General features: G+C 38.7%; 24 protein-coding genes and 1 tRNA gene. 9 read left to right on the plus strand and 16 right to left on the minus strand.

The genetic code is table 11. The features are described from left to right. On the plus strand, positions 1–708 hold the full coding sequence (locus B3C94_RS01455; RefSeq protein ID WP_293897855.1) for an HAD family hydrolase: 708 nt from the start codon (positions 1–3) through the stop codon (positions 706–708). Here B3C94_RS01455 and B3C94_RS01460 read toward each other — a convergent pair. The 7 genes from B3C94_RS01460 to B3C94_RS01490 all read right to left on the minus strand — a co-directional run bounded on the left by B3C94_RS01460 (position 691) and on the right by B3C94_RS01490 (position 7,402). Continuing rightward, positions 691–1,581, minus strand: a complete 891-nt coding sequence (locus tag B3C94_RS01460; protein WP_293897858.1) for an AraC family transcriptional regulator — start codon at positions 1,579–1,581, stop codon at positions 691–693. The genes B3C94_RS01455 and B3C94_RS01460 overlap by 18 nt on opposite strands. Before the next feature lie 2 nt (positions 1,582–1,583). Next, a complete protein-coding gene (locus B3C94_RS01465; protein WP_293897860.1) occupies positions 1,584–2,264 on the minus strand; it encodes a M15 family metallopeptidase in 681 nt (226 codons plus the stop codon). Positions 2,265–2,388: 124 nt separating this feature from the next. After that, positions 2,389–4,458, minus strand: a complete 2,070-nt coding sequence (gene ppk1, locus B3C94_RS01470; RefSeq protein ID WP_293897863.1) for a polyphosphate kinase 1 — start codon at positions 4,456–4,458, stop codon at positions 2,389–2,391. A gap of 200 nt (positions 4,459–4,658) precedes the next feature. Then, positions 4,659–5,036 (minus strand): hypothetical protein, encoded by a 378-nt coding sequence (locus B3C94_RS01475; RefSeq protein ID WP_293897866.1) that lies wholly within the window; start codon positions 5,034–5,036, stop codon positions 4,659–4,661. A 9-nt stretch (positions 5,037–5,045) separates the two neighbouring features. Next, complete coding sequence (locus B3C94_RS01480) at positions 5,046–5,624, minus strand: DJ-1/PfpI family protein (RefSeq protein ID WP_293897869.1); 579 nt, start codon at positions 5,622–5,624, stop codon at positions 5,046–5,048. Between the two features lie 78 nt (positions 5,625–5,702). Beyond that, the gene (locus B3C94_RS01485; RefSeq protein WP_293897872.1) at positions 5,703–6,266 is read right to left on the minus strand and encodes an NADPH-dependent FMN reductase; all 564 of its coding nucleotides are present in this window, start codon (positions 6,264–6,266) and stop codon (positions 5,703–5,705) included. A 188-nt stretch (positions 6,267–6,454) separates the two neighbouring features. After that, entirely contained in the window at positions 6,455–7,402 is a 948-nt protein-coding gene (locus B3C94_RS01490) for a 1-aminocyclopropane-1-carboxylate deaminase/D-cysteine desulfhydrase (protein ID WP_293897875.1), read from the minus strand. 18 nt (positions 7,403–7,420) lie between these two features. Here B3C94_RS01490 and B3C94_RS01495 point away from each other — a divergent pair, with 18 nt between their 5' ends. Together B3C94_RS01495 and B3C94_RS01500 are read left to right on the plus strand one after the other, a co-directional pair. Further along, positions 7,421–8,467: an RluA family pseudouridine synthase gene (locus tag B3C94_RS01495; RefSeq protein ID WP_293897878.1), complete on the plus strand. Its 1,047-nt coding sequence runs from the start codon at positions 7,421–7,423 to the stop codon at positions 8,465–8,467. Positions 8,468–8,486: 19 nt separating this feature from the next. Continuing rightward, a complete protein-coding gene (locus tag B3C94_RS01500; RefSeq protein WP_293897881.1) occupies positions 8,487–9,353 on the plus strand; it encodes an aminotransferase class IV in 867 nt (288 codons plus the stop codon). A gap of 31 nt (positions 9,354–9,384) precedes the next feature. Here B3C94_RS01500 and B3C94_RS01505 read toward each other — a convergent pair whose 3' ends face one another. Beyond that, positions 9,385–9,960, minus strand: coding sequence for an NADPH-dependent FMN reductase (locus B3C94_RS01505; RefSeq protein ID WP_293897884.1), 576 nt, complete (start codon positions 9,958–9,960; stop codon positions 9,385–9,387). Positions 9,961–10,169: 209 nt separating this feature from the next. On the opposite strand from B3C94_RS01505, the gene B3C94_RS01510 reads away from it, so the two are divergent. Then, positions 10,170–10,709, plus strand: a complete 540-nt coding sequence (locus B3C94_RS01510) for a hypothetical protein (RefSeq protein WP_293897887.1) — start codon at positions 10,170–10,172, stop codon at positions 10,707–10,709. A 332-nt stretch (positions 10,710–11,041) separates the two neighbouring features. Beyond that, positions 11,042–11,968, plus strand: a complete 927-nt coding sequence (locus B3C94_RS01515; RefSeq protein ID WP_293897890.1) for a polysaccharide deacetylase family protein — start codon at positions 11,042–11,044, stop codon at positions 11,966–11,968. An 86-nt stretch (positions 11,969–12,054) separates the two neighbouring features. On the opposite strand, the gene B3C94_RS01520 is transcribed toward B3C94_RS01515, so the two are convergent. Beyond that, entirely contained in the window at positions 12,055–12,636 is a 582-nt protein-coding gene (locus B3C94_RS01520) for a PhnA domain-containing protein (protein WP_293897893.1), read from the minus strand. Positions 12,637–12,852: 216 nt separating this feature from the next. On the opposite strand from B3C94_RS01520, the gene ypfJ reads away from it, so the two are divergent. Then, the gene (gene ypfJ / locus B3C94_RS01525) at positions 12,853–13,722 is read left to right on the plus strand and encodes a KPN_02809 family neutral zinc metallopeptidase (protein ID WP_293897896.1); all 870 of its coding nucleotides are present in this window, start codon (positions 12,853–12,855) and stop codon (positions 13,720–13,722) included. 148 nt (positions 13,723–13,870) lie between these two features. Here the strand turns inward: ypfJ and B3C94_RS01530 are convergent, their stop codons facing one another. The 6 genes from B3C94_RS01530 to fabG form a co-directional block, all read right to left on the minus strand. Continuing rightward, complete coding sequence (locus tag B3C94_RS01530; protein WP_293897899.1) at positions 13,871–14,851, minus strand: acyl transferase; 981 nt, start codon at positions 14,849–14,851, stop codon at positions 13,871–13,873. Positions 14,852–15,071: 220 nt separating this feature from the next. Then, a complete protein-coding gene (locus tag B3C94_RS01535; protein WP_293897902.1) occupies positions 15,072–15,482 on the minus strand; it encodes a cupin domain-containing protein in 411 nt (136 codons plus the stop codon). A 2-nt stretch (positions 15,483–15,484) separates the two neighbouring features. Beyond that, positions 15,485–15,883 (minus strand): cupin domain-containing protein, encoded by a 399-nt coding sequence (locus B3C94_RS01540; protein ID WP_293897905.1) that lies wholly within the window; start codon positions 15,881–15,883, stop codon positions 15,485–15,487. A gap of 2 nt (positions 15,884–15,885) precedes the next feature. Beyond that, entirely contained in the window at positions 15,886–16,275 is a 390-nt protein-coding gene (locus B3C94_RS01545) for a tautomerase family protein (RefSeq protein ID WP_293897908.1), read from the minus strand. Positions 16,276–16,317: 42 nt separating this feature from the next. Next, entirely contained in the window at positions 16,318–16,863 is a 546-nt protein-coding gene (locus B3C94_RS01550) for a Crp/Fnr family transcriptional regulator (protein ID WP_293897911.1), read from the minus strand. A gap of 124 nt (positions 16,864–16,987) precedes the next feature. Next, positions 16,988–17,731, minus strand: coding sequence for a 3-oxoacyl-[acyl-carrier-protein] reductase (fabG, locus tag B3C94_RS01555; protein ID WP_293897914.1), 744 nt, complete (start codon positions 17,729–17,731; stop codon positions 16,988–16,990). A gap of 496 nt (positions 17,732–18,227) precedes the next feature. On the opposite strand from fabG, the gene B3C94_RS01560 reads away from it, so the two are divergent. From B3C94_RS01560 to B3C94_RS01570, 3 genes are all read left to right on the plus strand, one after another. Next, entirely contained in the window at positions 18,228–19,727 is a 1,500-nt protein-coding gene (locus B3C94_RS01560; RefSeq protein WP_293897916.1) for a malate:quinone oxidoreductase, read from the plus strand. A 216-nt stretch (positions 19,728–19,943) separates the two neighbouring features. Next, a complete protein-coding gene (gene pnuC, locus B3C94_RS01565; RefSeq protein ID WP_293897919.1) occupies positions 19,944–20,558 on the plus strand; it encodes a nicotinamide riboside transporter PnuC in 615 nt (204 codons plus the stop codon). Continuing rightward, entirely contained in the window at positions 20,548–21,627 is a 1,080-nt protein-coding gene (locus tag B3C94_RS01570) for an acyl-CoA dehydrogenase (protein WP_293897922.1), read from the plus strand. The genes pnuC and B3C94_RS01570 overlap by 11 nt, the downstream gene beginning before the upstream one ends. A 93-nt stretch (positions 21,628–21,720) precedes the next feature. On the opposite strand, the gene B3C94_RS01575 is transcribed toward B3C94_RS01570, so the two are convergent. Next, positions 21,721–21,792: transfer RNA gene (locus tag B3C94_RS01575), tRNA-Arg, on the minus strand. Between the last annotated feature and the right edge of the window lie 141 nt (positions 21,793–21,933).

The raw sequence follows: 21,933 nt of genomic DNA on the forward strand, positions 1-21,933 counted from the left end.
ATGGATAAGTTTAATATTAAAGGGATTATTTTTGATTATGGCGGTACCTTGGATACCAATGGTGGCCATTGGGGAGCTGTTATCTGGTCAGGTTATGAAAAATACCAGGTCCCTGTAAATTTGAACGCTTTTCAGGAAGCTTATGCTTACGCTGAACGTCAAATGGCTCTACAGCCTATTATTAAGCCGGACTTTAATTTTTTAGAGGTACTTGAAGCAAAGCTTAACGTACAATTTGAATATCTAATTGCTGCGGGTTATGAATTGGATAAAACATTAGCTCATAAAATTGCATTTGATGGCTATTCACTAGCGAAGAGTACAGTTGAACAGGTAAAACCGCTGTTAACTTCACTGAACGAAAAATATCCGATTGTCATGGTATCCAATTTTTACGGTAATCTGAAATCTGTTCTCGCTGATTTTGGGATTTTGTCTTATTTTCAGTCCGTTGTAGAGTCAGCGGTGGTTGGCGTGCGCAAACCTGATTCTGCAATCTATGCTTTAGGTGTCACCAAAATGGGACTTCCTGCACATGAAATCCTTGTCGTAGGCGATTCTTATAGTAAAGATATGGTACCTGCTAAAGCCGTTGGGTGCCAAACCTTATGGTTGAAAGGACAGACCTGGGGTGAAGATAAATTGCAGGATACCTCAGCTGCAGACCAGCAGTTTACGAGTATCTTTGATTTAATCGACTTTGTTTAAATAGAGATTCTGACGAAATTCTTTAGGCGAGATCCCAACATTTCGCTTAAAGAATTTACCGAAAAAAGACTGATCCGAAAAGTGTAATTTCGTCGCAATTTCTCGTATCGAAAGCCCCTGGCAGAGCAAAGATTTTGCTTCTTCTACTAAAACATTTTGAATAAGTTCTATTGCTGATTTTCCTGTAAGCTCTTTGGTAATTACCGAAAGGTGCTTTGCCGTGATGCCAAGTTCCATCGCATAAAATTGCACCATATGTTCTTTATGGAATGACTTTTTTAGCAACAAATGAAAATTGGCAAGTATCTCTCGTTTCCGGGAGGGAATAGCTGCTGTATTTCGTAGGTTCTGACTTCCTAAGCGGGCAATTTCACAAAATAATATTTCCGTTAAAGACTTTATAATCTGATTTTTGAAGAGATAGCTAGACTCTTGCCGATCGTAGTGAATAAACTGCTTGAATAAGTTGGAAAGGTTGGTCGAATCCTGGTTGGATAGCGACCAGATATAGCTATCATTTAAGGCTAGGGATTTTTTTGTCACTTCGAAGAAATCTTCCTGAAAATCCAATTTAAAGCTGAAATCCAGTGTGAAGAAAATGAGATACACTTCACAATCCCAAGATTTGGAGACCGAAGAGCCATTGACCCTCGAAGACGGATTGGTTAGCAGCAGGTGATTTTGAGCGACCTGTATCCGTTCGTTATTAATCACAAAGGAAGTCTCGCCCTTTTTTATTAAACAAAGTGAGTAGAGCTCGCCTTTTGTTAAAATGTGCTGCTGCTCGGAACTAAAAACGGGTTTTGATTTGTTGCCCTTAAAATGAAAGACATAAAAGCCCTTATTTTCGAACGGTATTTCCTGTACAGACATGTTTATTTTACGATAAAATCAAAATAAGTTTTACGATAGGGCTCATTTTGCAGCGTGTAGTGCCACCACTCCTTATCGTAAGCTTTGAAGCCAAACTTAGCCATAGCTTCTTTTAAAATCTTTCGATTTTCTTTTTGCTGGGCTGACAGATTCGCATACTGATGATGGGATACTGCTCCGAAAAAATCAAATGGACCGCCCATATCAATTTCTTTGTGATCCTTTAGGTTGATAAGCGTAAGATCCACTGTACTGCCGCGGCTATGACCTGATTTGGACGCAATAAAACCTAAATTAAACAAATTCTTCTTATCGAGAAGTGGATAAAATTCTCTTTTTGCAATGGTATCGTCGGTTTTTAATGACCATGACTTGAAGTTGTCGACAGCGCGTTGCGGACGGTAAGCATCGAATATTTTCAATCCCAGGCCTTTTTTATTCAAATGGCTCTCTACTTGCTGGAGTGCTAATGCAGCACGCTTGGTTAAAATTGCAACAGGTTTCTCATAACCCCGAATCGGCCTTCCAGTGAAGTTGTGGCTGCCGAAATAACGCATTTCTAAGTTTATGGTAGGTATAATGTCCTTGACGTATACAAAATCTGAAGGCATGGTCTTTTCCTGCGCACTGAGGCAAAGTGTGAAAAGACTTAAACCAAGTGTAAGACACAAGTTGAATTTCATGGAATGAAGATACAACTTGTGTCTTAATTAATATAATAAAAACGGTGATTCTCGTCCGTATCAATAGGAATAAACCTAAATTCGGTGTATTGATTAACTTGCTGTCATTTTGGTAAACATGTCCTTAATGATCAGCCAATTTTTTTCGTAAATAATTGTATATTTCAATCTGCGAACGACACGGTGCCTTTTTATTCTCCACGTAATGATTGCTAAGCGAATTGTTGAGTATGCGCGCTTTGACATTATCACTGAGCTGTATTTGAAGCATTTCTTTTAAATCTTCCTTGATTTTTTTGCTTGTTATTCTGACAGCTGCTTCAATACGGTGATCCAAATTTCTTGTCATCCAGTCGGCGGAGGAAATAAATAGCTGTTCTTTGCCAGCATTGTAAAAATACATCACACGGGCATGTTCCAAATATTCATCGACTATTGAAATGGCATTCATTTGCAATTTAAACGTCTTTTGATTTGTGGCACAGTAGATTCCACGGATAATAAGATCTATTTTGACACCAGCCGTTGCCGCCTCATAAAGCTTTTTAATCATTTCTTTATCACTCAGTGAATTTACCTTGACAATCATATACGCTTTTCGACCAGCCTTGGCTTCAGTAATTTCCTGGTCGATATAGTGCAGGAGTTCCCTGCGCATATCCGTAGGGCATATTAAAAGACTTTTGCAGTTTTTAATCATCTCTGCAGGATTTGATTTAGGACGTCTTAGGTAATTGAAAACTTTGTTTATATCAGCAATGACATCCCTGTTGCTCGTTAAAAGACAATAGTCACCATATAATTTGGCCGTTTTTTCGTTAATATTTCCTGTGCTAACAAAACCATATTGAATCGTTTTCATTCCAATACGTTTTTTTATAACACATAGTTTTGCGTGTACCTTTTTATTCGGGATACCGGTCAACACTTTAATGCCTTCCAATTCTAGTTTCTCTTTCCAGTCTAGATTATTTTCCTCATCAAATCTTGCGCGCAGTTCGAGCATCACGGTGACTTCTTTGCCATTGCGGGCTGCATTAATCAAGGCATTTGCAACCTTTGAATTCGAAGCTAGGCGGTATGCCGTAATCTGGATCGTTTTTACATCTGGATCCATTGCTGCTTCCCGAAGAAGATCAATGATCGGTCTGAATTCATGGTATGGAAAAGAGAGCAGTACATCTTTTTTCAATATGGTATCCGTTACGCGTTCGTAATTCTGAAAATAAGGATGTGGAAAAGAAGTGCGTTCCAAAGGTTTGTTATAGGATTTAAACACATTTGGGAAATCCATAAAGTGTTTAAAATTATGTATTTTTTGCCCAGGAATAATACTGTCCTTTTTTGAAAGGTTGAGTTTCTTGATCAGGAATTCAACCAATTTAACGTTCATTTCTTGATCGAATATAAATCGTGTAGGCTTACCCTTTCTTCTATTTTTTACTCCTTTGCTGATTTTCTCAACAAGTGTCGTGTTGATGTCGTTGTCAATATCGAATTCGGCATCTTTTGTTACCTTAAACACATGTGCATTGAATACATCAAAACCAAAATAGGAGAATATTAGTGGTAGATTAAACTTAATGACATCTTCAAGCAGGATGATATGTTTTTCATCTTTTGGCGAAGGTAACTGCACAAAGCGTCCATTTTGACTGGTCGGGATCTCGATGAGTGCAAATTTTGTTTCATATTGCCATTCCTTCTTTCCCATTGCAATACCCAGATAGAGACTCTTGTCCCGAATATAGGGCATAGGACGTATGTCGTCCAATATCAACGGAATGACGTTAGATTCGACTTCATCCTGATAATAGTCACTCACAAACTTTTGCTGTTCGGGATTGAGTTCTTCACTGGTCTTGATATAGACATTTTGTTTGGCCATATCTTTTTGGATACGGTTCCAGGTACTGTCAAATTTCTTTTGCTGCTTGATTACCCGGATATTGAGCTCTTCCAGGATGAGCTGTGGATCTTCATAAAAGGATTGGTTGGCGCTTTTGTCTTTCAGGTCAATAGCCCGTTTTAGACCTGCAACACGCACACGGAAAAATTCATCGAGATTATTGGAAAAAATGCCTAAAAATTTGATTCTTAGGGGTAAAGGGACTGTCTCGTCCGCTGCTTCCTGTAATACTCTACCATTAAAGCTCAACCAGCTAACGTCTCTCGGGATGAATTTTTTCGCCATAACTAAATATACGTAAATTTAAAAAGCAAAACTATAGCTCTAGGGGTGATAAACGAACTTTTTCGTGTTAAAGAATTATTAAGTTATTTTTTGTTTATGTATCTCAGCGCTCATGTTAATAAGAATTCTTCATGGCAAAAAAAAATCCCCCAAAGACCTATTCTAGCTTTGGGGGGTAAGGCATGATGTTTTGTTTCTGTCTATTTCTTCTTGCCGTATTTTTTGGAAATCTGAATAGCTTTGTATTTCGTTGTGTCAAAATGTGGTGTGTCAATTGACAAGCTTGTCGGATAAGGAGCGCTGCGATCAAAGAAATACACAGTTGTTGTACTTCCGTAATCATTAACAGGCATCAAATCAAGACAGGCTGAGTAATCTGCATTCAACAAGTCGCCTACTGTAACGGCATAAATGCGTATAATACCACCTTTATTTTGTTCATTTCTTACGAAAGCGGCTTCCTTAAAACCTCCCGGTAGATCTTCAATACTTTTCTGATTGAAACTATCTTTTAAAATAAAACCCAACAGCACTAAAATTGGTATGACCAAAAGCCATAACCTTTTATTCTTCTTCATTAAAAATATTTAAATTGTAATCGTTATACCTAATAATTTGTAAAACTCTTTTAAAATTGCTTGGTGTCCTGGCCAAGCAGGAGAGGTAACCAAATTGCCGTCTACGACAGCTTGATCCGCAGGGATATTTTTCCATGTGCCGCCAGCTAATTCGATATCGGGACCGACTGCAACGTAGGCGGTCAGGGTACGTCCTGTAAGGACCTTTGCTGCTGTTAACACTTGGATACCATGGCATATTGCTGCAACAGGTTTGTTATGCTCAAAAAAGTGCTTCGTAATCTCCAACACACGTTTGTTGAGTCGGATATATTCTGCCGATCGCCCACCTGCAATATATAAACCATCATAATCTTCGACATTTACCTGGTCGAAATCCTTATTGATAGCGAAATTATGTCCGCGCAGTTCTTTATAGGTTTGATCACCCGTGAAATCATGGACTGCTGTTGGAACAACATCTCCGCTTTTACGATCTGGAGCAATTGCATCCACAGTGATTCCTATTGATCCCATTGCCTGAAATGGAACCATTGCTTCGTAATCTTCTACAAAGTCTCCTACAAGTAGTAATATTTTTTTTGCCATATCAAAAAACCTCTTTTAATAGGCTTTCAATTTACATATTAAAAGAGGTTTTCACAATGATTATTTGTTAATCTTTTGTTAACCCTGTACAGACAATTTTTCGGCAAGAGCACGTTTTGTTTTACGTACTTTCGCTTCTAATTGACTTCTTAAGGTCGGATCGATAATTCCTTTACCTTCTTCAAAGTTTTTGTGGAATTCCGGAAGAGAGAAGGAGTCTAATATGTCGGCACCATCCCAAGTGATTCGGTTAACAGCTGTATTTAGTACAGTGGCACCACCCATTGGACCGGGAGCCGTAGCCAACAAGAAGACCGGTTTGCCGTTGAATAATTTACGGTTAGGAATGCGCGAAACCCAGTCAACGATATTTTTGTAAGCGGATGTATATGACCCATTGTGTTCAGCTAAAGAAATCAAAAGGAAATCTGCTGCATCCATTTTAGCCGCAAAGTCATGCGCCAATTGTGGAATACCCAATTCGACTTCTTTGTCGTATGAATAGATAGGCATTTCAAAATGATTTAGATCTAGCAATTCGATGATATCGTCTGCTTCTTTATAATATTTTGAAGTACTTGTAACGAACGTTTTGTTGATTGAATTTTTGTTGCTTGTGCCTGCAAATGCTAATATTTTCATCTTTATATCATTATTTATGAGGAATTGAATCTGGTCGAAATGATTGAATTCTTACCTCGTTATTACCTGTGGAAAATCATTCACTTTTCCTGTTTTCAATATGTTTTAATTATAAAACTGCGTCAAACTTACAATATAATTGCTGGATAAATGTCAGTTAAATGTCTCTGAAGGGCATTTTAGTGTATTTATTGATGTAGGTCAATAAAATTAAAACGTTCGTACATACCAAGTATCCCTGTAAGTCCTCCGGTATGGACAGCGAGAACCTGATCGGCCGGTGTGAAGTAGTCTTTCTTGATCAGATCGTCTAGGGCATAAAGCAACTTTCCTGTGTAGGTAGGTTCAATCATGATTCCTGTTGTTGCTATAAAATAATGGACAAATTCCAGTAAGGCTGCATTAGATTTAGCGTAGCCTCCAAAATGATAGTCAAGATGTAAAATAGGGGCGCTGATATCGGGATAAAGCTGGTTTACTTCGTCTTCAATAAAGCCGCCGTTTTTTAAAACAGGTATGCCATGCACACGGGTAAAAAGGTCCCGTTTTTCTATTGCGCTGGCAATTCCTGCTAGTGTAGTCCCTGTACCACAGGCTGTAAAAATATGCTGGTATTCATGCTGGAGCTCGTCAACGAGTTCAGCGCAACCCTTTGCTCCTAAAATACCGTAACCGCCTTCGTGGATATAAAAAGTCTGTGGATCCTGACCAAAATAGGTATTGTACAGGTTTTCTTTATTTCGGTAAGATTCGCGGTCAACATAAATCAGCTGCATTCCAAAAAGGCGGCACATGGTTAAGACAGGATTGTTAACCCCTTCTTCGCCACGGACAAAAGCCGTTGTTTTAAATTTAAACGTAGCGCCAGCAGAGGCTGTCGCCAGAAGATGGTTGCTCCATGCACCACCAAATGTAACAAGATGATCCTTCTGGAGCTGGCGCGCCTCTTCCAGATTGTATTTTAATTTTCGCCATTTATTGCCTGATATAAAGGGATGTATGAGGTCATCCCGCTTAAGCGTTACTTTTATATGCTTCTTCTCCCATGCGGGAAGGCATAATTCAGTTTCGGGGCTATGGATTTTGAACGGCAACATAACATTAAATGAAAACAAATTTAACGAAAATTGTTTCATTTGGTTTATTTTTGTAGCATGACAGAACAAATTGGATCGCAAGATCAGGAAGAACAAGAATTATTTGAACATCTACGTATTGAGGTGGATAAGGGGCAAGCATTACTCCGCATTGATAAATATCTGATGAACAGAGTGGAAAATGCAACGCGGAGCAAAATTCAGCATGCTATTGAAGCAGGTTCTGTCATGGTTAACGGTAAGGAGATCAAGGCGAGCTATAAGGTTAGACCTGATGATGTGATTACATTGGTACTACCGGATCCACCTAGAGATAACGAAGTTTATCCGGAAAACATTCCATTGGATATCAAATACGAGGATGACGATGTTTTGATCGTGAATAAAGAGGCGGGAATGGTCGTGCATCCAGGCTATAATAACTATACAGGAACGCTGGTAAATGCGCTAACCTACCATATCCAGCAGCTGCCGCAGCTGCCCGGAAATTCAGATCGCCCAGGTTTAGTACATCGAATAGATAAAGACACTTCGGGGCTTTTGGTCATTGCCAAAAACGAAAAATCAATGGCTTTTTTGGCAAAGCAGTTTTTTGATCATAGTATTACAAGGAAGTATATCGCATTGGTCTGGGGTGATTTAAAAGAAGACGGAACAATTACAGGATATATTGGCCGTCACCTGAAAGACAGACGTATTATGGCGATGTATGATAGTGAAGATAAGGGACGTTGGTCAGTGACGCATTACAAGGTTCTGGAGCGATTGGGTTATGTGACTCTAATCGAGTGTCAGTTAGAGACGGGGCGCACACACCAGATTCGTACCCACATGCAATCCATCGGGCATCCACTATTTAATGATGCCATGTATGGCGGAGATAAGATTTTAAAAGGTACCGTATTTTCAAAATACAAGCAGTTTGTGGATAACTGTTTTTCATTGCTGCCACGACAGGCACTACATGCACAAGTTTTGGGATTTATTCATCCTACTACAAAAGAAAATATGTATTTTGAGGTACCATATCCTGAAGATTTTCGTTTAGCTTTAGAAAAGTGGCGTGCTTATGCTGCAAATTCAATGGCTATAGAGAATGATTAAAATTTAGAACAAAATTAAGATGCCAATAAACTATATCAATTTCAATGGCAATGTAGTGCCGGAAGATCAGGAAATATTTAGCATTGAGAATAGAGGTTTTCGTTATGGAGATGGATTATTTGAAACGATGCTGTATAAGGATGGTGATATCCGTTTTCTAAATTTTCATGTCGAACGTTTACAGAAAGGAATGGAGTTGATTCATTTGGACGACGCCAATCTTTTCGATGAATTTTTTATTCGTTCAAGATCCGAAGAATTAATTCGTAAAAATAATATGTTGGGACAACAGGTTCGCATCCGGTTGATCGTATTTAGATCTGGTGGCGGATTGTATAGTCCGACAAGCAATAAACCTGGTTTTGTCTTGCAGGTGCAACGCATAGAACCGAATCTTCGGGATAAGAAGGTCGGTCTGATCGTAGGACTGTACAATGAATTTAAAAAACCTTATAGTGACCTTTCAAAAATTAAATCCTTAAATGCGCAGATTTATGTTTTGGCTGGCATCTACAAAAAGAAAATGGCTTTTGATGATGTGTTGATTCTAAATCAGGAAGGGTATTTATGCGAATCCTTGACCTCTAATATATTTGTCTATTATGAAAAGGTCCTTTATACACCAGCCTTATCTGAGGGTTGTATTGAAGGCGTCATGAGGAGGGTAGTGATGGACATGGCACAGGCAGAGGGGATTGAAGTCGTGGAAGCGCAGATAAGTCCTGAAATTATGAAACGTGCAGACGAGATTTTCTGTACCAATGCTGTGCAAGGTGTTCAATGGGTCATGGGCTATAAGCAAAAACGCTATTTCAATAAGATATCACGTATCCTGCAGGAGAAATTGCTGAATTGGAACTACGACGTCAGTGATGAACAGGACTAGTCAAATTTGATATCATACAAAAGGTCAGGAATTAATCTTGCCCTTTTGTATGTATGATCCTTTCAGCCCACTGCTCAAATGCGTTTTTAAAACTGCGCAGAAAATCCTTGGTTTTTTGTGATTCAACTGTCCCATCGGTCCCGATACAAGTTGTTATATCGCCCAGATACGCTTCGGGTTGCTGCATCGTTAAAAGATTAACAAAGACAAGCGACTGACGCAGATGATGGTTGGCACCAAAGCCTCCGTAAACGCCCGTTGATGAAGATAATATCGCAGCAGGTTTCCCATCCCATTTATTTTTGCCATAGGGTCTTGAGCCTACATCAATCGCATTTTTTAAAACGGCTGGAACAGAGCGGTTATATTCCGCTGTAATAAATAGTACAGCATCGAGGGACGCGAGCTCCTGACGGAAGCGGGTGTAACTCGCCGGAGGATTGCCTTCATCGTCAAAATCCTGATTATATAAAGGAAGTTCACTGATATCGATTAAACGATAGCCAAATTTTGATTCCTCCTGTTCAAGAATAAACTGTGCTATCTTTTTATTAAAGGATGCCTTTCTCAAGCTGCCAACCAATATGCCTACGTGATATATACTCATGGTGATTTCATTAAAGTCTCTATGATGTGAACAACTGATGCTTTAAAAAGGTTTGCTATTTATCGTGAATTGGAAGAATTTTCAATTCGTTCAAAATGAGATTTTTACTGTTGTGTTAACAAAAATTAACATTTGAACATTAATCTTTTGCATACTGTTTGTTGTCGTATTGTAAAGAAGAAATTACAAACTAGAGGGAGGAGCTACTTATGAAAAAATTGTTTTATGCGGCAGCGGTTATTGCCGGGCTTTTTATGGCAGGAGCTGCACAGGCACAAGTCAGTATCAGTGTAAATATCGGCAGCCAGCCAAGCTGGGGACCCGCTGGTTATGATTACGCGCGCTATTATTATATTCCCGAATATAATATGTATTATGATGTGCCTGCAAGATGTTATGTTTATTACGATAACGGCGGCTGGATAAGAAGAGCAAGTCTGCCAAGAAGATACAGACATTACGATTTTTATCGGGCTCATAAGGTGGTTATCAACGATCGTACGCCTTGGCATCATCATGATCGGTATAGAAGCCGTTATGGCGGTTATCGTGGAAGACAAGTCGCAATTCGAGATAGTCATCATGGAGGTGGATATTCATTTGCAAGCGAACGCAGGGTAAGCCGCGAACGTTCATGGGGGGAAAGACGTAGTTATGATAGAGGAAATGGCCATGGACGTGGCTACAATCAGGGACATGGAAACGGTCACGGGCGTGGTCACGGTCACGGAGGAAGGCATAGAGACTAGTTAAGATTTTCCAAAAAATATGAAAGGAATCTATATCGCATAGATTCCTTTTTTTCTGAACTGCCTTTTTATTGATGAACATATTTTTTATTGAGGTATCAGTGAGCTCGCAGTGCTCGGTAAACGCTTAGAAAGAACTATCAGTCCATTTATCTAGTGCTGTTGCTTACGAAATCAGAAGTTTTTTGGTGCGTAGACAATAAATTAAATATTATTACAGCCTGATTAATAAAAAATATCTTAATTTTGCGCTACAAGCGGCTAAAATCCCTCATTTGATGGGGTTTTTGAGTCTTGGTGAAATAATTGTAGTGTGTAAGTTAATTTTTGTAATGAGAAAAGTGTTTAATTCAGTCATCATACTGATTAGTTTAGGGATAGGCAGTTTCGGGGTATACTCTTGCAATCAGAGTGGGACAAATAAGGTGCAAAATGTGGGAACTGTTGACTCTATGCCGCCAAAAAAAGATAGTTTGCTTGCTGTGCAGGATTCGATAAGTAAAGTAGATTCTCTGCGCAAAGACACCATTACAAAAATGGAAGAAAATGTGGATTATAAAGGGGCTAAAGATACGACGGTATTATTGACCGATACAGTGTCTCCACGCTATATTTATCTTACTTTTGACGACGGTCCCCTGAATGGAAGTCAACACCTTGATTCCATTGCGACAGCGAAAGGTGTTAAAATTAATGCTTTTCTGATTGGCAATCATGATAAAATGAGTAAAAAACTGCACAGCTTTACGGAACGTTATAAGAATAATCCCTTAGTTGATTGCTACAACCATAGTTACTGGCATGCGCGCAACAAATACACTACTTTTTATTCGAATCCGCAAACGGCTTTTGAGGATTTTGAACTTGCAGAGCAATCATTGGGCTTGGCGCATAAAATCGTACGGTTGCCAGGGCGTAATATCTGGTATATCGGAGACCGCAAAAAGGTTGACTTGAAAAGTGGCGCTTCGACCGCCGAACTACTGCACCAGAACGGTTATAAAGTGATTGGCTGGGATTGTGAGTGGAAGATTAATGGTGTTACAGGAAAACCGGACTTATCGGTGAATCAATTGTATACCCAAATGAAAAATTTACTCCGTAAAGGTACATCCTATACAAAAAACAATGTTGTGCTATTGACACATGACAATATGTATCAAACGAAAAAAGGACAGCGGCTTTTATCGGATTTGATCGATAGTCTCAAACAACATCCAAACTATCGCTTTGAATTTGTGCGGAATTATCCGCAATAAAGACAGCTGTCTATCTAAATAATAAAGGCTTAAACGGGAGAATTCAATCTTGTTTAAGCCTTTATTAATTAATGGAAAAATCTCTTTTAATTTTGTTTGCGGAGATATTTTGTCAGGATAACTATTGTCTGGCCTTCAATTTTTCCCTCAATTTGTTCAATATTGTCCGCTACTAATCGAATATTTTTAACTACGGTACCTAAAGTAGCTTTCAACGAAGAACCTTTTACATCAAGGGTTTTTGTTAAAACTACGGTATCGCCCTCCAATAATCGCTGACCGATACTATCTTCATGAAAAGAAACATAACCATCATTTTCATGATCTCCAGTTTTCTTGGCCTCCGCTAGTGTTTCATCATCGAGATAAAGAATATCCAGCGCTTCCGATGCCCAGCCCTCATTTTTTAAGCGATTTAACATACGCCAGCATACAATTTGTACCGAGGGATTTTCAGACCACATTGCATTGGGAAGAAATTTCCAGTCGTCTGGAGTTAATTGCTCCGTTTTGTTGAGCTGATTGACCAATGTTTCTGAAATCAGTATAGTATTGTCCAAAGTTGATGTTATCTCAGGAGGTAGTGTATAGGCAATTAATGTGTTTTCCGCACCTGTCAGCTCACATTTCCCTCCAGCTCTCGCTTGTAATTGTTCTTCTAATTTCATATCAGTTTTTTGTAAAGGCCCAAACTTAGAAAAATTTGTTTTGATGTGCAATGACCAATATCACGATAGCGGATGAAGTGGCTGAATCTATAAAAAGTAAGCGAAGGTATTGAGCGCTATTTTTTCTTAAAATAAATTTGCATGATGAAGAACATTGGTATTGAATTTGTGTTTATTCAACGTTAGAAAACATTATTAACTGTAATATAGAATACTATGAAATGGCAAGGAGGTAAGCAAAGTGGCAATTTTGAAGACCGCAGGGGAATGTCTGGTGGAGGAAAAATTGCGCTAGGTGGAATCGGGGGGATTATTGTTTTGGTGATCGGATTTTTGATGGGGGGAGATCCCATGCAACTTTTACAGCAAGCTCAGAACATGGGAGCGCAAACCGAACAATCCGGACAACCGCGTGAATTAAATCCTGAAGAAAAAAGGCTTACTGAATTTTCGCTGACTGTGCTCCAAAGTACGGAGGATGTGTGGGCCAAGCTGTTTAAAGAACAGATGCAAAAGAGCTATACGCCAACGACTTTGGTTTTTTACGATGGGGGGACACAGACAGATGGTTGTGGCATGGGACAGGCTTCTTACGGACCTTTCTATTGTCCGGGAGATCAGAAGATTTACCTGGATTTGAGTTTTAGTAAAGAGCTATCAGATAAATTTGGAGCCAAAGGGGAGTTTGCTATGGCTTATGTGATCGCGCATGAGGTCGGACACCATATTCAGCAGTTGGTGGGTTTGTTACCGAAGACCAATCAGGCCCGAGGAAAGCTCAGCGAACGAGAAAATAATAAAATCTCTGTCATGACTGAGCTGCAAGCTGATTTTTATGCCGGTGTATGGGCGCATTACCTCAATGAGTTCACGGATATAAAAATTGATTACAACGATATTCTCGATGGGATGAAGGCTGCCGAAGCTGTCGGAGATGACAAATTGCAGACCGAGGCTCAGGGCTATGCGGTTCCCGAATCATTTACACATGGTACTTCCGCTCAGCGTATGGCCTGGTTTAAGAAGGGCTACGAGTCAGGTGATATGCGTTCGGGAAATACCTTTGAAGATCCGAGTCTGAAATAGAGATCGTATCCTACTATAAAAACACCTGGTAACTAGTTATCAGGTGTTTTTTTGCACCTTTCATTCGATTTAGTGCAGTGATAGGATTCTCTAACGTTGATTTACGTCGATGGAATGAAGAGCCTGACAAATCCAACGAACAGCATAATTACTGAACCAGTAGATTGCAGCCACGGATATCACTTTGGTCAAAACGGCCCAATATTTCAAAAGAGCCATCCTGATATACTTTGCCCAAATCTTGTGTTGCTATAAATGAGCACGAGTAACGATTGGCCAGATCGATAACATTAATACCACCAGTTTTATTTAACGGAACCAGGCTTAATGGATCATTGGTATCCCGAATTAAGATTTTCATCCATTTGGGAAGATGAAATATTCCCTGACCTGAAGAATAGCCCTGAGAGAGCAGTTCTGTCATGCCATACTCCGAATGAATGCCCTGGACCGCGAACGCCTCTTCAAGAAGCTGGTGAATTTCTTGTTTGACCATTTCTTTTCGCTTGCCCTTCATTCCGCCTGTTTCCATAATGATCAGTTCCGGAAATTCGAAAGCATACTGTTCTATAAAATCAAGCAGTGCATAAGTTACGCCGAAAAGGATGGTTTTTGTGCCTTTATTTTTGAGCTGGACAAGTGAATCGTAAAGCTCTTTATGATTATAGAGAAAATAATTACTTTCAGGTTGCTCACTTTGCTTCATGAGATCATCGATCATATAGATTAAAGATGAACCGCTTCTTTCGAGGTAGGATGGGAGCAATGCCAGGACGGCAATATCGCCGAGCGGACCATAGAAATCTTCAAAAATCTTCCGAAAAGTTCGCTCATATATACTCCGGTCAGCAACCAGATGTTTTGATGTGACCATACCCGTTGTGCCCGAACTCGAGAATACGATTTCAGCTTCCATTCCCTCAGTAATAACCTGTTGGGTTTTAAAAAATTCGATGGGCAGGAAGGGAATATCAGTATAGTGCTGAATACTGTCTTTTTCTCTCCCCAGTAATCTGACATAGTCACGATAAACCTTACAATGCTGGCTTTGGAATCTGTAAGTATCTAAACAAAGCTGATTAAAATCATCTTCGGTTTTAATCTCAAAAAAATCCTTCCAATTCGCCATAGCATTTAAAAATTTGATGAACAAAATTAACTAAAATTTATAAATATAGGACAGGAGACTTAATTTGTATCGGTTTTATTATTTACTCATTTGAAATTTCCCAATTGCCTCGACTATTGTATCGTTTAGTTGTTGCATTTTGCATGACAGCCAAAATTGATGATTCAGGTAATCACCGTATTTTGTTGCCGATTAGTAACGTTGAATAGAGTTAGCATTTTTATTTTGTAATTTTTGAAAATTCAATTGACTTTTCGTCATGAGCTTTCAGATATATAGCAATGAACCTTGCTTCTGAAGTTTTCGAGTTATTATTAAATTTTAATATGAATGTATTTTTAGGCTCATAGAATGTTTCGCCAGATTTTAATATTTTCGGTTCCTGTCCTGCTATTTCAAAGATGATTTCACCAGATATTATTATCCCAATGACTGGGCAAGGGTGGAAATGTTTAGGCGTTTCCTGTGCTTTTGGAAGCGTAATTTCTTGTGTTTCAATTTTGTGTAATTGCTGGTCTAATAGGATGTTTTGCAATTCATTTCGCTGAATTTGGGCTACTTGGGCTTTACAAGAGAAAAAGGACAGTAGAAGTGAAATAGTAACACAAAATTTTGTTTTAGAAGAAGTCATAGTTAATTGTCATTTAGTTCAATAAAATAACGATCAATATTATTGTGGCTTTGGGGTGCTACCGCCAAAATGATGAGCACTTCAGTATCTAGATTTGTTATTTGATGTATTTCAAATGGAGGGATACAAAATGTATCCCCTTTTGTTGCTGTTTGAGTATTGATATCGAGTGGATTTTCAAGGGTAAATAATGCATTTTTTATTGTCGCTTTTCCAGAAAGGATATAATAAATTTCAAGTCCTGCTTTATGATAATGAGCTGGTAAAGTCTGATTTTTATCTAATTCTATAATGAAGAATGATAATGTATTGTCCCCTGTTAAATGGGCGACTTTTTGCAACATGATATTATCTTTAGTGACTTCTTCAAGGCGTTCGAATGAATTTATTATCTCTATCATTTCTAAACGTGGTTAAAATCTTGCATCTCACCATTTCCAAAAGACCAATTATCTTTGGAGTTTTCTACGAGTACAATAATGATATCTTTTGGAGAAACGTTGGTTAGCGTAGAAATCTTAAAAGATATAGCTCGATACAAATTACTTTTTTGTAAAGCATCTCTACCGGTAGCTGCAATAATTTGAATAATAATAATGTCGCTGGTATGGCTTATACCTAAATATTCTTGCGGAAACCGAAGTTGGGATGGTCCAATATTTTCTATGATATGAAAAAAATCGTTTTCAGGAATACGAAATTCATCAATTAATGCACGATGTACAGCACTGGAAATAAGATTTTGAGTAGCTATATCGTGTTTTTCAGATAAGGTGATTCTTACTAAAGGCATGGTAATGAGTTTTAATTTCATTACAAAGCTCAGCAAGAAAATTTACTTTCTATCTTGATATAGGTCAAGACTTTTAATTCGTGAAAGTGTTTCAGGCCGAATTTTGAGGTAGGATGCGATAAGATGCTGTGGGAATTTTTGCTCAATCTGTTTTCGATTTTCAATCAACTGCAAATAGCGTTCTTTAGCCTTGAGTTTTATTAAAGCTGTTTCTTTAAAACATTTATTGATAAACAAAAGATCTGATATTTTTTTAAAGATATAAGCCCATTTCTGCTGCTTCATAAGTTCATCATAATGATTTTTATCCATGGTATAGATCATTGTATCAGAATAAGCTTTTAAGAATGCGGGGGAGGGAACCCCAGTTATAAAGCTTCTATAGGAAGTAATGATACTTTGTTCGTAATAAAGCTCGCTCACAATGAAATTACTGTCGGCGTCTTCAAAATATCCATATAATGTGCCGCTGTGAACGATGCCAATGTGATTGCACACTTCATTTTCTTTTACAAAAAAATCATTCTTTTTGATTTGGATGGCTTTACATTCGCTCCTAAATAAATCGATGTTTTCTTTGGTTAACATAATTTGTGTATAAGATTTGTAAATGTAGACCCAACATATAAGATTGGAAAAAGACAGATAGTTTGGGGATTATATTGATGAGCTGGTGTCTAGATGTTTAGATCTGACACCAACTCTTATTTTTTTACAGCATACCACCATCAACAGGTAGAACCTGTCCAGTTACGTATGCCGATAAGTCAGAGGCTAAATAAAGGCATGCATTCGCAACATCTTCTGGTTCTCCGGCACGTTTTAAAGGAATACCTGCTTCCCATCCGGCCACAACTTTAGGATCCAGTACATCTGTCATTTCTGTACGTATAAACCCTGGAGCTACTACGTTTGCACGGATATTCCGAGAACCCAGTTCTTTGGCGATGGATTTTGTGAATCCGATAATACCCGCTTTTGATGCGGCATAATTTGCCTGACCAGCATTTCCTTGCACACCCACAACGGATGACATATTGATAAATGAACCTTTACGGTTTTTCATCATGATTTTTGAAGCAGCCTTTGTAACGTTAAAGACAGATTTTAAGTTGACGTTTAATACATCATCCCAATTCTCTTCGGTCATGCGCATCAAAAGGCCATCTTTTGTAATACCAGCATTATTTACAACGATATCCAATCCTCCAAAATCGGCCACGATGGAGTTGATTAATTGTTCCGCTTCTTCGAATTTTGAAGCATCAGAACGATAGCCAATTACTTTGGTGCCAAAAGCTTGTAGCTCCTGCTCCAAAGCCTGTCCTTTTTCGACAGAAGAAAGATAAGTGAAAGCAACTTTAGCACCATGTTGTGCAAACACTTCCGCAATTTTTCTTCCGATTCCTTTTGATGCTCCTGTTACTAAAGCAATTTTTCCTTCGAGTATTTTCATCTGTATAAGTTATTTGTTCGTCAATTGTACACTTCTAAGGCCCTTGATGCGCTTTCTGTCTTTCATCTACACCTGTCGCTGGAATTCGATAAGAGAAATGAATTCGATTCACCTGGTTTACCTTGTGATACTGCAGTGCTGCTGTTTTTCAGTACACCGTAGCAACGAATAAATGATACGGTTTCATCGCTATTGTGCACACTATTGCCTGTCCATGTTTTGCAAAAATGTTAAAACTATATTATAACACAAAATCTTTCGCTAAATAACGGTTTAAAATACCAAAACATTGTGGGTTGCTCTCGTGTTTATTTTCGAGCGAGCACTTGTCTTCGGAATATAAATTTAGGATTTGATAGTAAGCGATCGCTCACTTAGGATTATTTTAATAAATCAATGGTATTTTTGAATAAGTGGTTCTAAAAAGTACAGTTTTTTGACAAAAGACTTGGGGGTTTACCAAAAACTATATTAAATTTGCATCAATCACAAAAACATGAGCAAAAAATCAAAAAAAGAAGTTGACGTTGTTCTAATCGGCGCCGGTATTATGAGTGCTACTTTGGGTACTCTAATCAATGAATTAAGCCCAGACGTTAATATTGAAATTCTTGAGCGTTTGGATGTTGTGGCTGCTGAAAGTTCTGACGCTTGGAATAATGCTGGCACGGGCCACTCTGCCTTGTGCGAGTTAAATTATACCCCGGAACAGAAAGATGGTTCTGTAAAGATTGATAAAGCAGTTAAAATTGCGGAGCAATTTGAAGTGTCTAAGCAATTTTGGTCCTACCTCGTTGATAAAGGCATTATTGCCCAACCTGAAAATTTTATCCGTAGTATTCCACACATGAGTGCGGTTTTTGGTGAAAAAGATGCCAAATTCCTAAAAACAAGGTGGGAAACGTTGACGACCCAAAACTTGTTCAAGGGCATGGAATATACGGAAGATCCTACATTGTTGAAATCGTGGATTCCATTGATGATGGAGGGACGCGCAGCAGATGAAAAAATCGCCGCGACTAAAATGGATCTCGGCACAGATGTTAATTTTGGTTCATTGACACGTGATTTGATCGCTAATCTTGAACATAAAGAAAATATTTCTATTTCCTTAAGCCACGAAGTTGTTGATATCGAACGTGAAGACGATGGTCGCTGGGAAGTGGAAGTCAAAGATTTAAAAACTGGCGTAAAACGAGAGATTAAAGCTAAATTTGTTTTTATCGGAGCTGGTGGTCACTCTTTGTTACTGTTAGAAAAATCAGGTATTCCAGAAGCCAAAGGTTATGGTGGTTTTCCGGTAGGAGGCCAATGGCTACGTTGTGTGAATGAAGAGATCATTAATACACATCATGCGAAAGTATACGGTAAAGCTTCTGTAGGCGCGCCACCGATGTCGGTTCCCCATTTAGATACCCGCTATATCGATGGCAAGCAAGCATTATTGTTTGGACCATATGCTGGTTTTTCAACTAAATTCTTGAAACAAGGTTCTTATTTCGATTTACCTGCCTCCATCAAATTGTCCAATATTCGCCCGATGTTGTCGGCCGGACTTGACAATTTACCTTTGACGAAGTATCTTATTACTGAAGTCATGAAGTCACCAAAAGATAAACTAGAGTCTTTAAAACAATTTATGCCTACAGCTAAATTGGAGGATTGGGTTATCGAGAAAGCAGGACAACGTGTTCAGGTCATCAAGAAAGATGAAAAGAAAGGTGGGATTCTCGAATTTGGTACAGAAGTCGTGTCTAGTGCAGACGGTTCTATTGCAGCTTTATTGGGGGCATCTCCAGGAGCTTCTACATCCGTTGCGATTATGATTAGCCTTTTAAAGAAATGTTTCCCTGAACGTGCGAAATCAGATGAATACCGTAAAAAACTACGTGAGATGATTCCTTCACACGGGAAGTCGTTGAACGACGATGCACAACTTTGTAAAGAAACGCGTACACGTACGCACAAAGCGTTGAAATTGATTGATATAGCGTAATCAATTCGACAGAAAATATACTTATGGGGTGCTTGGAATGATCATAGTTCATTCTCGGCTGAGATTATACCCAATAAAAGCGATTGTACCTCCATGTCCAATCGCTTTTATATACCTGATCCAGGTAATGCTGGCGTAGGGATTTAATTTCAATAAAAACATCCGTTTTTTCTCCCGTAGGTTTATTATGAATTACACGAAATAATAAACAAGGCGATGACTTCTGAAACAATTTTCGAAGCTTTTATAAAACAGATACAACAAGCTACAATAGCGGAATGGCTGGGGGTATCTTTTGGAATTTTGCAGGTTTGGTTTTCTCGACAAAATAAATCTATCAATTATATTTTTGGGATTATCGGTATTCTTATATCGGTATACGTATTATTCCATGCGAAACTATATGCAGAAATATTATTGCATCTATATTATTTGATCATGAGCATTTATGGCTGGATCTATTGGAAATATAGTCGTGATGTAGCTACGCCCATAACACACTGCGAAACGAAAGAATGGTGGATAGTAGGGGCAATCTGTGCCGTCGGTTTTCTGTTGTTTTATTTTGGATTGGTACATTTAACGGACTCGGATGTACCGCTTTGGGACTCTGCAGTTTCCTGTACAGCTTGGGCAGGGATGTGGTTATTAGCAAAACGAAAGATAGAAAATTGGATCTTGCTGAATATCAGTAATCTGATGGCAATTCCTTTGTTGATCCATAAAGGACTATTTCTTTATTCGGGCCTGACTTTGTTTTTATTTGTCATGGCATTTAGTGGATATTTTAATTGGAGGAGAATTATAAGTGAAGAAAGATATGCAACTTAATAGCGAAGATATTGCCATTCTGAAAGATAATCAGGCTAAGGGAATCTATCAGAAAACATTGTCGGATGGACAACTCGAGCTGATTTTTCGTCGGAAATGGTTTAAGATTTGGGTTCCCCATGAATTGAGCGGATTGGGACTCACACTACCCGAAGGACTCCATTTATTGGCTGATCTGGCTTATTGGGATGGCGGATTGGCCTGGACAGTGACTTTATGTTCTGGAGCTAATCTCTTTGTCGGTTTTATTGATCCGGTTTTAGGAGATCAGATTTTCAAAACGGATCGGGTTTGTTTTGGCGGCAGTGGACAGGCATCAGGTACAGCTACGCGTGAAGGGGAGCATTATCGGCTCCGCGGTTTTTGGAGATATGCTACCGGAGCTCCTCATTTAACCCATTTTACCTTAAATGCTGCAATTCAGGAGGCAGGACAACCCGTGTTGGACGAAAAAGGTGAACCGCTTATAAAATCATTTTTTATCGATCGTGACCATGTACTGATCCATTACGACTGGGATACATTTGGATTGGAGGCTACGGCTTCGCATTCTTTTTCGCTGGAAGACATTGTCGTTGATGGGAGGCATTCTTTTGAGATTGATGCGGCAAAAAGCACACGTAAAGAGCTGCTGTATCAATATCCTTTTATGCCTTTTGCGGAATTGACCTTATTGGTCAATTTCATGGGAATGTATAAACGATTTTTGGATTTGATAGAGAAACTATTTGTATTGAAAAGCAATCAATCCAAATGGGAACAGTCTGAAAGCAAAGCTGCGTTTAGGTTACTTGATAATTTTCAACAGGATTACATAACGCGAAAGGATGCAGTGATGAATTTGGCTTATCATTCTTGGGATAACCTTCGCGATGGAATTGATAATGCCGCAATTTATGCGAAAATAGCCTCTCAAAGCCGGGATTTTGTAGCTTCCATTTTAAAAAACACCATCACCCTCTATCCGCATACGGGAATTTCGGGGGCTGCCATTGATCATGAAATCAATATCATCTTCCGAAATATTTTTACGGCTTCGCAGCATAAGTTGTTGCAAAAGGGTTTATGATTTTTTTCTCTTCTTAATTTTTAAGCACTGCAAAGTGAGAGAGAAATTAAAAGCCCACTTAAAATATTTTAAGTGGGCTTTTAATTTTGTCTGTGTTCCCGGCGGGGGTCGAACCCACATCGTCAGAACCGGAATCTGAAATTCTATCCATTGAACTACGGGAACGTCTCGCAAAGATATACTATTTTCTAAATCTTACAAATAATCTTTGCGATAAAATTCAATCTTTTAGCAGACTATTTTTTAGTCCTTTTATTGTCAGCATTTTGTGTTTAATATTCGCCAATACCGTATATTTTTAAGCAA

The sequence above is a fragment of the Sphingobacterium sp. UBA5670 genome (genome assembly GCF_002420705.1).
Lineage (GTDB): Bacteria > Bacteroidota > Bacteroidia > Sphingobacteriales > Sphingobacteriaceae > Sphingobacterium.

What these genes read in the sequence shown, in the direction of transcription:
- B3C94_RS01570 (WP_293897922.1), top strand. Translation starts at nt 20,548, where the DNA reads ATGCAACTTAATAGCGAAGATATTGCCATTCTGAAAGATAATCAGGCT.
- pnuC (WP_293897919.1), top strand. Translation starts at nt 19,944, where the DNA reads ATGACTTCTGAAACAATTTTCGAAGCTTTTATAAAACAGATACAACAA.
- B3C94_RS01490 (WP_293897875.1), bottom strand. Translation starts at nt 7,402, where the DNA reads ATGAAACAATTTTCGTTAAATTTGTTTTCATTTAATGTTATGTTGCCG.
- fabG (WP_293897914.1), bottom strand. Translation starts at nt 17,731, where the DNA reads ATGAAAATACTCGAAGGAAAAATTGCTTTAGTAACAGGAGCATCAAAA.
- B3C94_RS01530 (WP_293897899.1), bottom strand. Translation starts at nt 14,851, where the DNA reads ATGGCGAATTGGAAGGATTTTTTTGAGATTAAAACCGAAGATGATTTT.
- ypfJ (WP_293897896.1), top strand. Translation starts at nt 12,853, where the DNA reads ATGAAATGGCAAGGAGGTAAGCAAAGTGGCAATTTTGAAGACCGCAGG.
- B3C94_RS01455 (WP_293897855.1), top strand. Translation starts at nt 1, where the DNA reads ATGGATAAGTTTAATATTAAAGGGATTATTTTTGATTATGGCGGTACC.
- B3C94_RS01560 (WP_293897916.1), top strand. Translation starts at nt 18,228, where the DNA reads ATGAGCAAAAAATCAAAAAAAGAAGTTGACGTTGTTCTAATCGGCGCC.
- B3C94_RS01540 (WP_293897905.1), bottom strand. Translation starts at nt 15,883, where the DNA reads ATGATAGAGATAATAAATTCATTCGAACGCCTTGAAGAAGTCACTAAA.
- B3C94_RS01535 (WP_293897902.1), bottom strand. Translation starts at nt 15,482, where the DNA reads ATGACTTCTTCTAAAACAAAATTTTGTGTTACTATTTCACTTCTACTG.
- B3C94_RS01500 (WP_293897881.1), top strand. Translation starts at nt 8,487, where the DNA reads ATGCCAATAAACTATATCAATTTCAATGGCAATGTAGTGCCGGAAGAT.
- ppk1 (WP_293897863.1), bottom strand. Translation starts at nt 4,458, where the DNA reads ATGGCGAAAAAATTCATCCCGAGAGACGTTAGCTGGTTGAGCTTTAAT.
- B3C94_RS01485 (WP_293897872.1), bottom strand. Translation starts at nt 6,266, where the DNA reads ATGAAAATATTAGCATTTGCAGGCACAAGCAACAAAAATTCAATCAAC.
- B3C94_RS01480 (WP_293897869.1), bottom strand. Translation starts at nt 5,624, where the DNA reads ATGGCAAAAAAAATATTACTACTTGTAGGAGACTTTGTAGAAGATTAC.
- B3C94_RS01520 (WP_293897893.1), bottom strand. Translation starts at nt 12,636, where the DNA reads ATGAAATTAGAAGAACAATTACAAGCGAGAGCTGGAGGGAAATGTGAG.
- B3C94_RS01515 (WP_293897890.1), top strand. Translation starts at nt 11,042, where the DNA reads ATGAGAAAAGTGTTTAATTCAGTCATCATACTGATTAGTTTAGGGATA.
- B3C94_RS01495 (WP_293897878.1), top strand. Translation starts at nt 7,421, where the DNA reads ATGACAGAACAAATTGGATCGCAAGATCAGGAAGAACAAGAATTATTT.
- B3C94_RS01510 (WP_293897887.1), top strand. Translation starts at nt 10,170, where the DNA reads ATGAAAAAATTGTTTTATGCGGCAGCGGTTATTGCCGGGCTTTTTATG.
- B3C94_RS01475 (WP_293897866.1), bottom strand. Translation starts at nt 5,036, where the DNA reads ATGAAGAAGAATAAAAGGTTATGGCTTTTGGTCATACCAATTTTAGTG.
- B3C94_RS01550 (WP_293897911.1), bottom strand. Translation starts at nt 16,863, where the DNA reads ATGTTAACCAAAGAAAACATCGATTTATTTAGGAGCGAATGTAAAGCC.
- B3C94_RS01460 (WP_293897858.1), bottom strand. Translation starts at nt 1,581, where the DNA reads ATGTCTGTACAGGAAATACCGTTCGAAAATAAGGGCTTTTATGTCTTT.
- B3C94_RS01465 (WP_293897860.1), bottom strand. Translation starts at nt 2,264, where the DNA reads ATGAAATTCAACTTGTGTCTTACACTTGGTTTAAGTCTTTTCACACTT.
- B3C94_RS01545 (WP_293897908.1), bottom strand. Translation starts at nt 16,275, where the DNA reads ATGCCTTTAGTAAGAATCACCTTATCTGAAAAACACGATATAGCTACT.
- B3C94_RS01505 (WP_293897884.1), bottom strand. Translation starts at nt 9,960, where the DNA reads ATGAGTATATATCACGTAGGCATATTGGTTGGCAGCTTGAGAAAGGCA.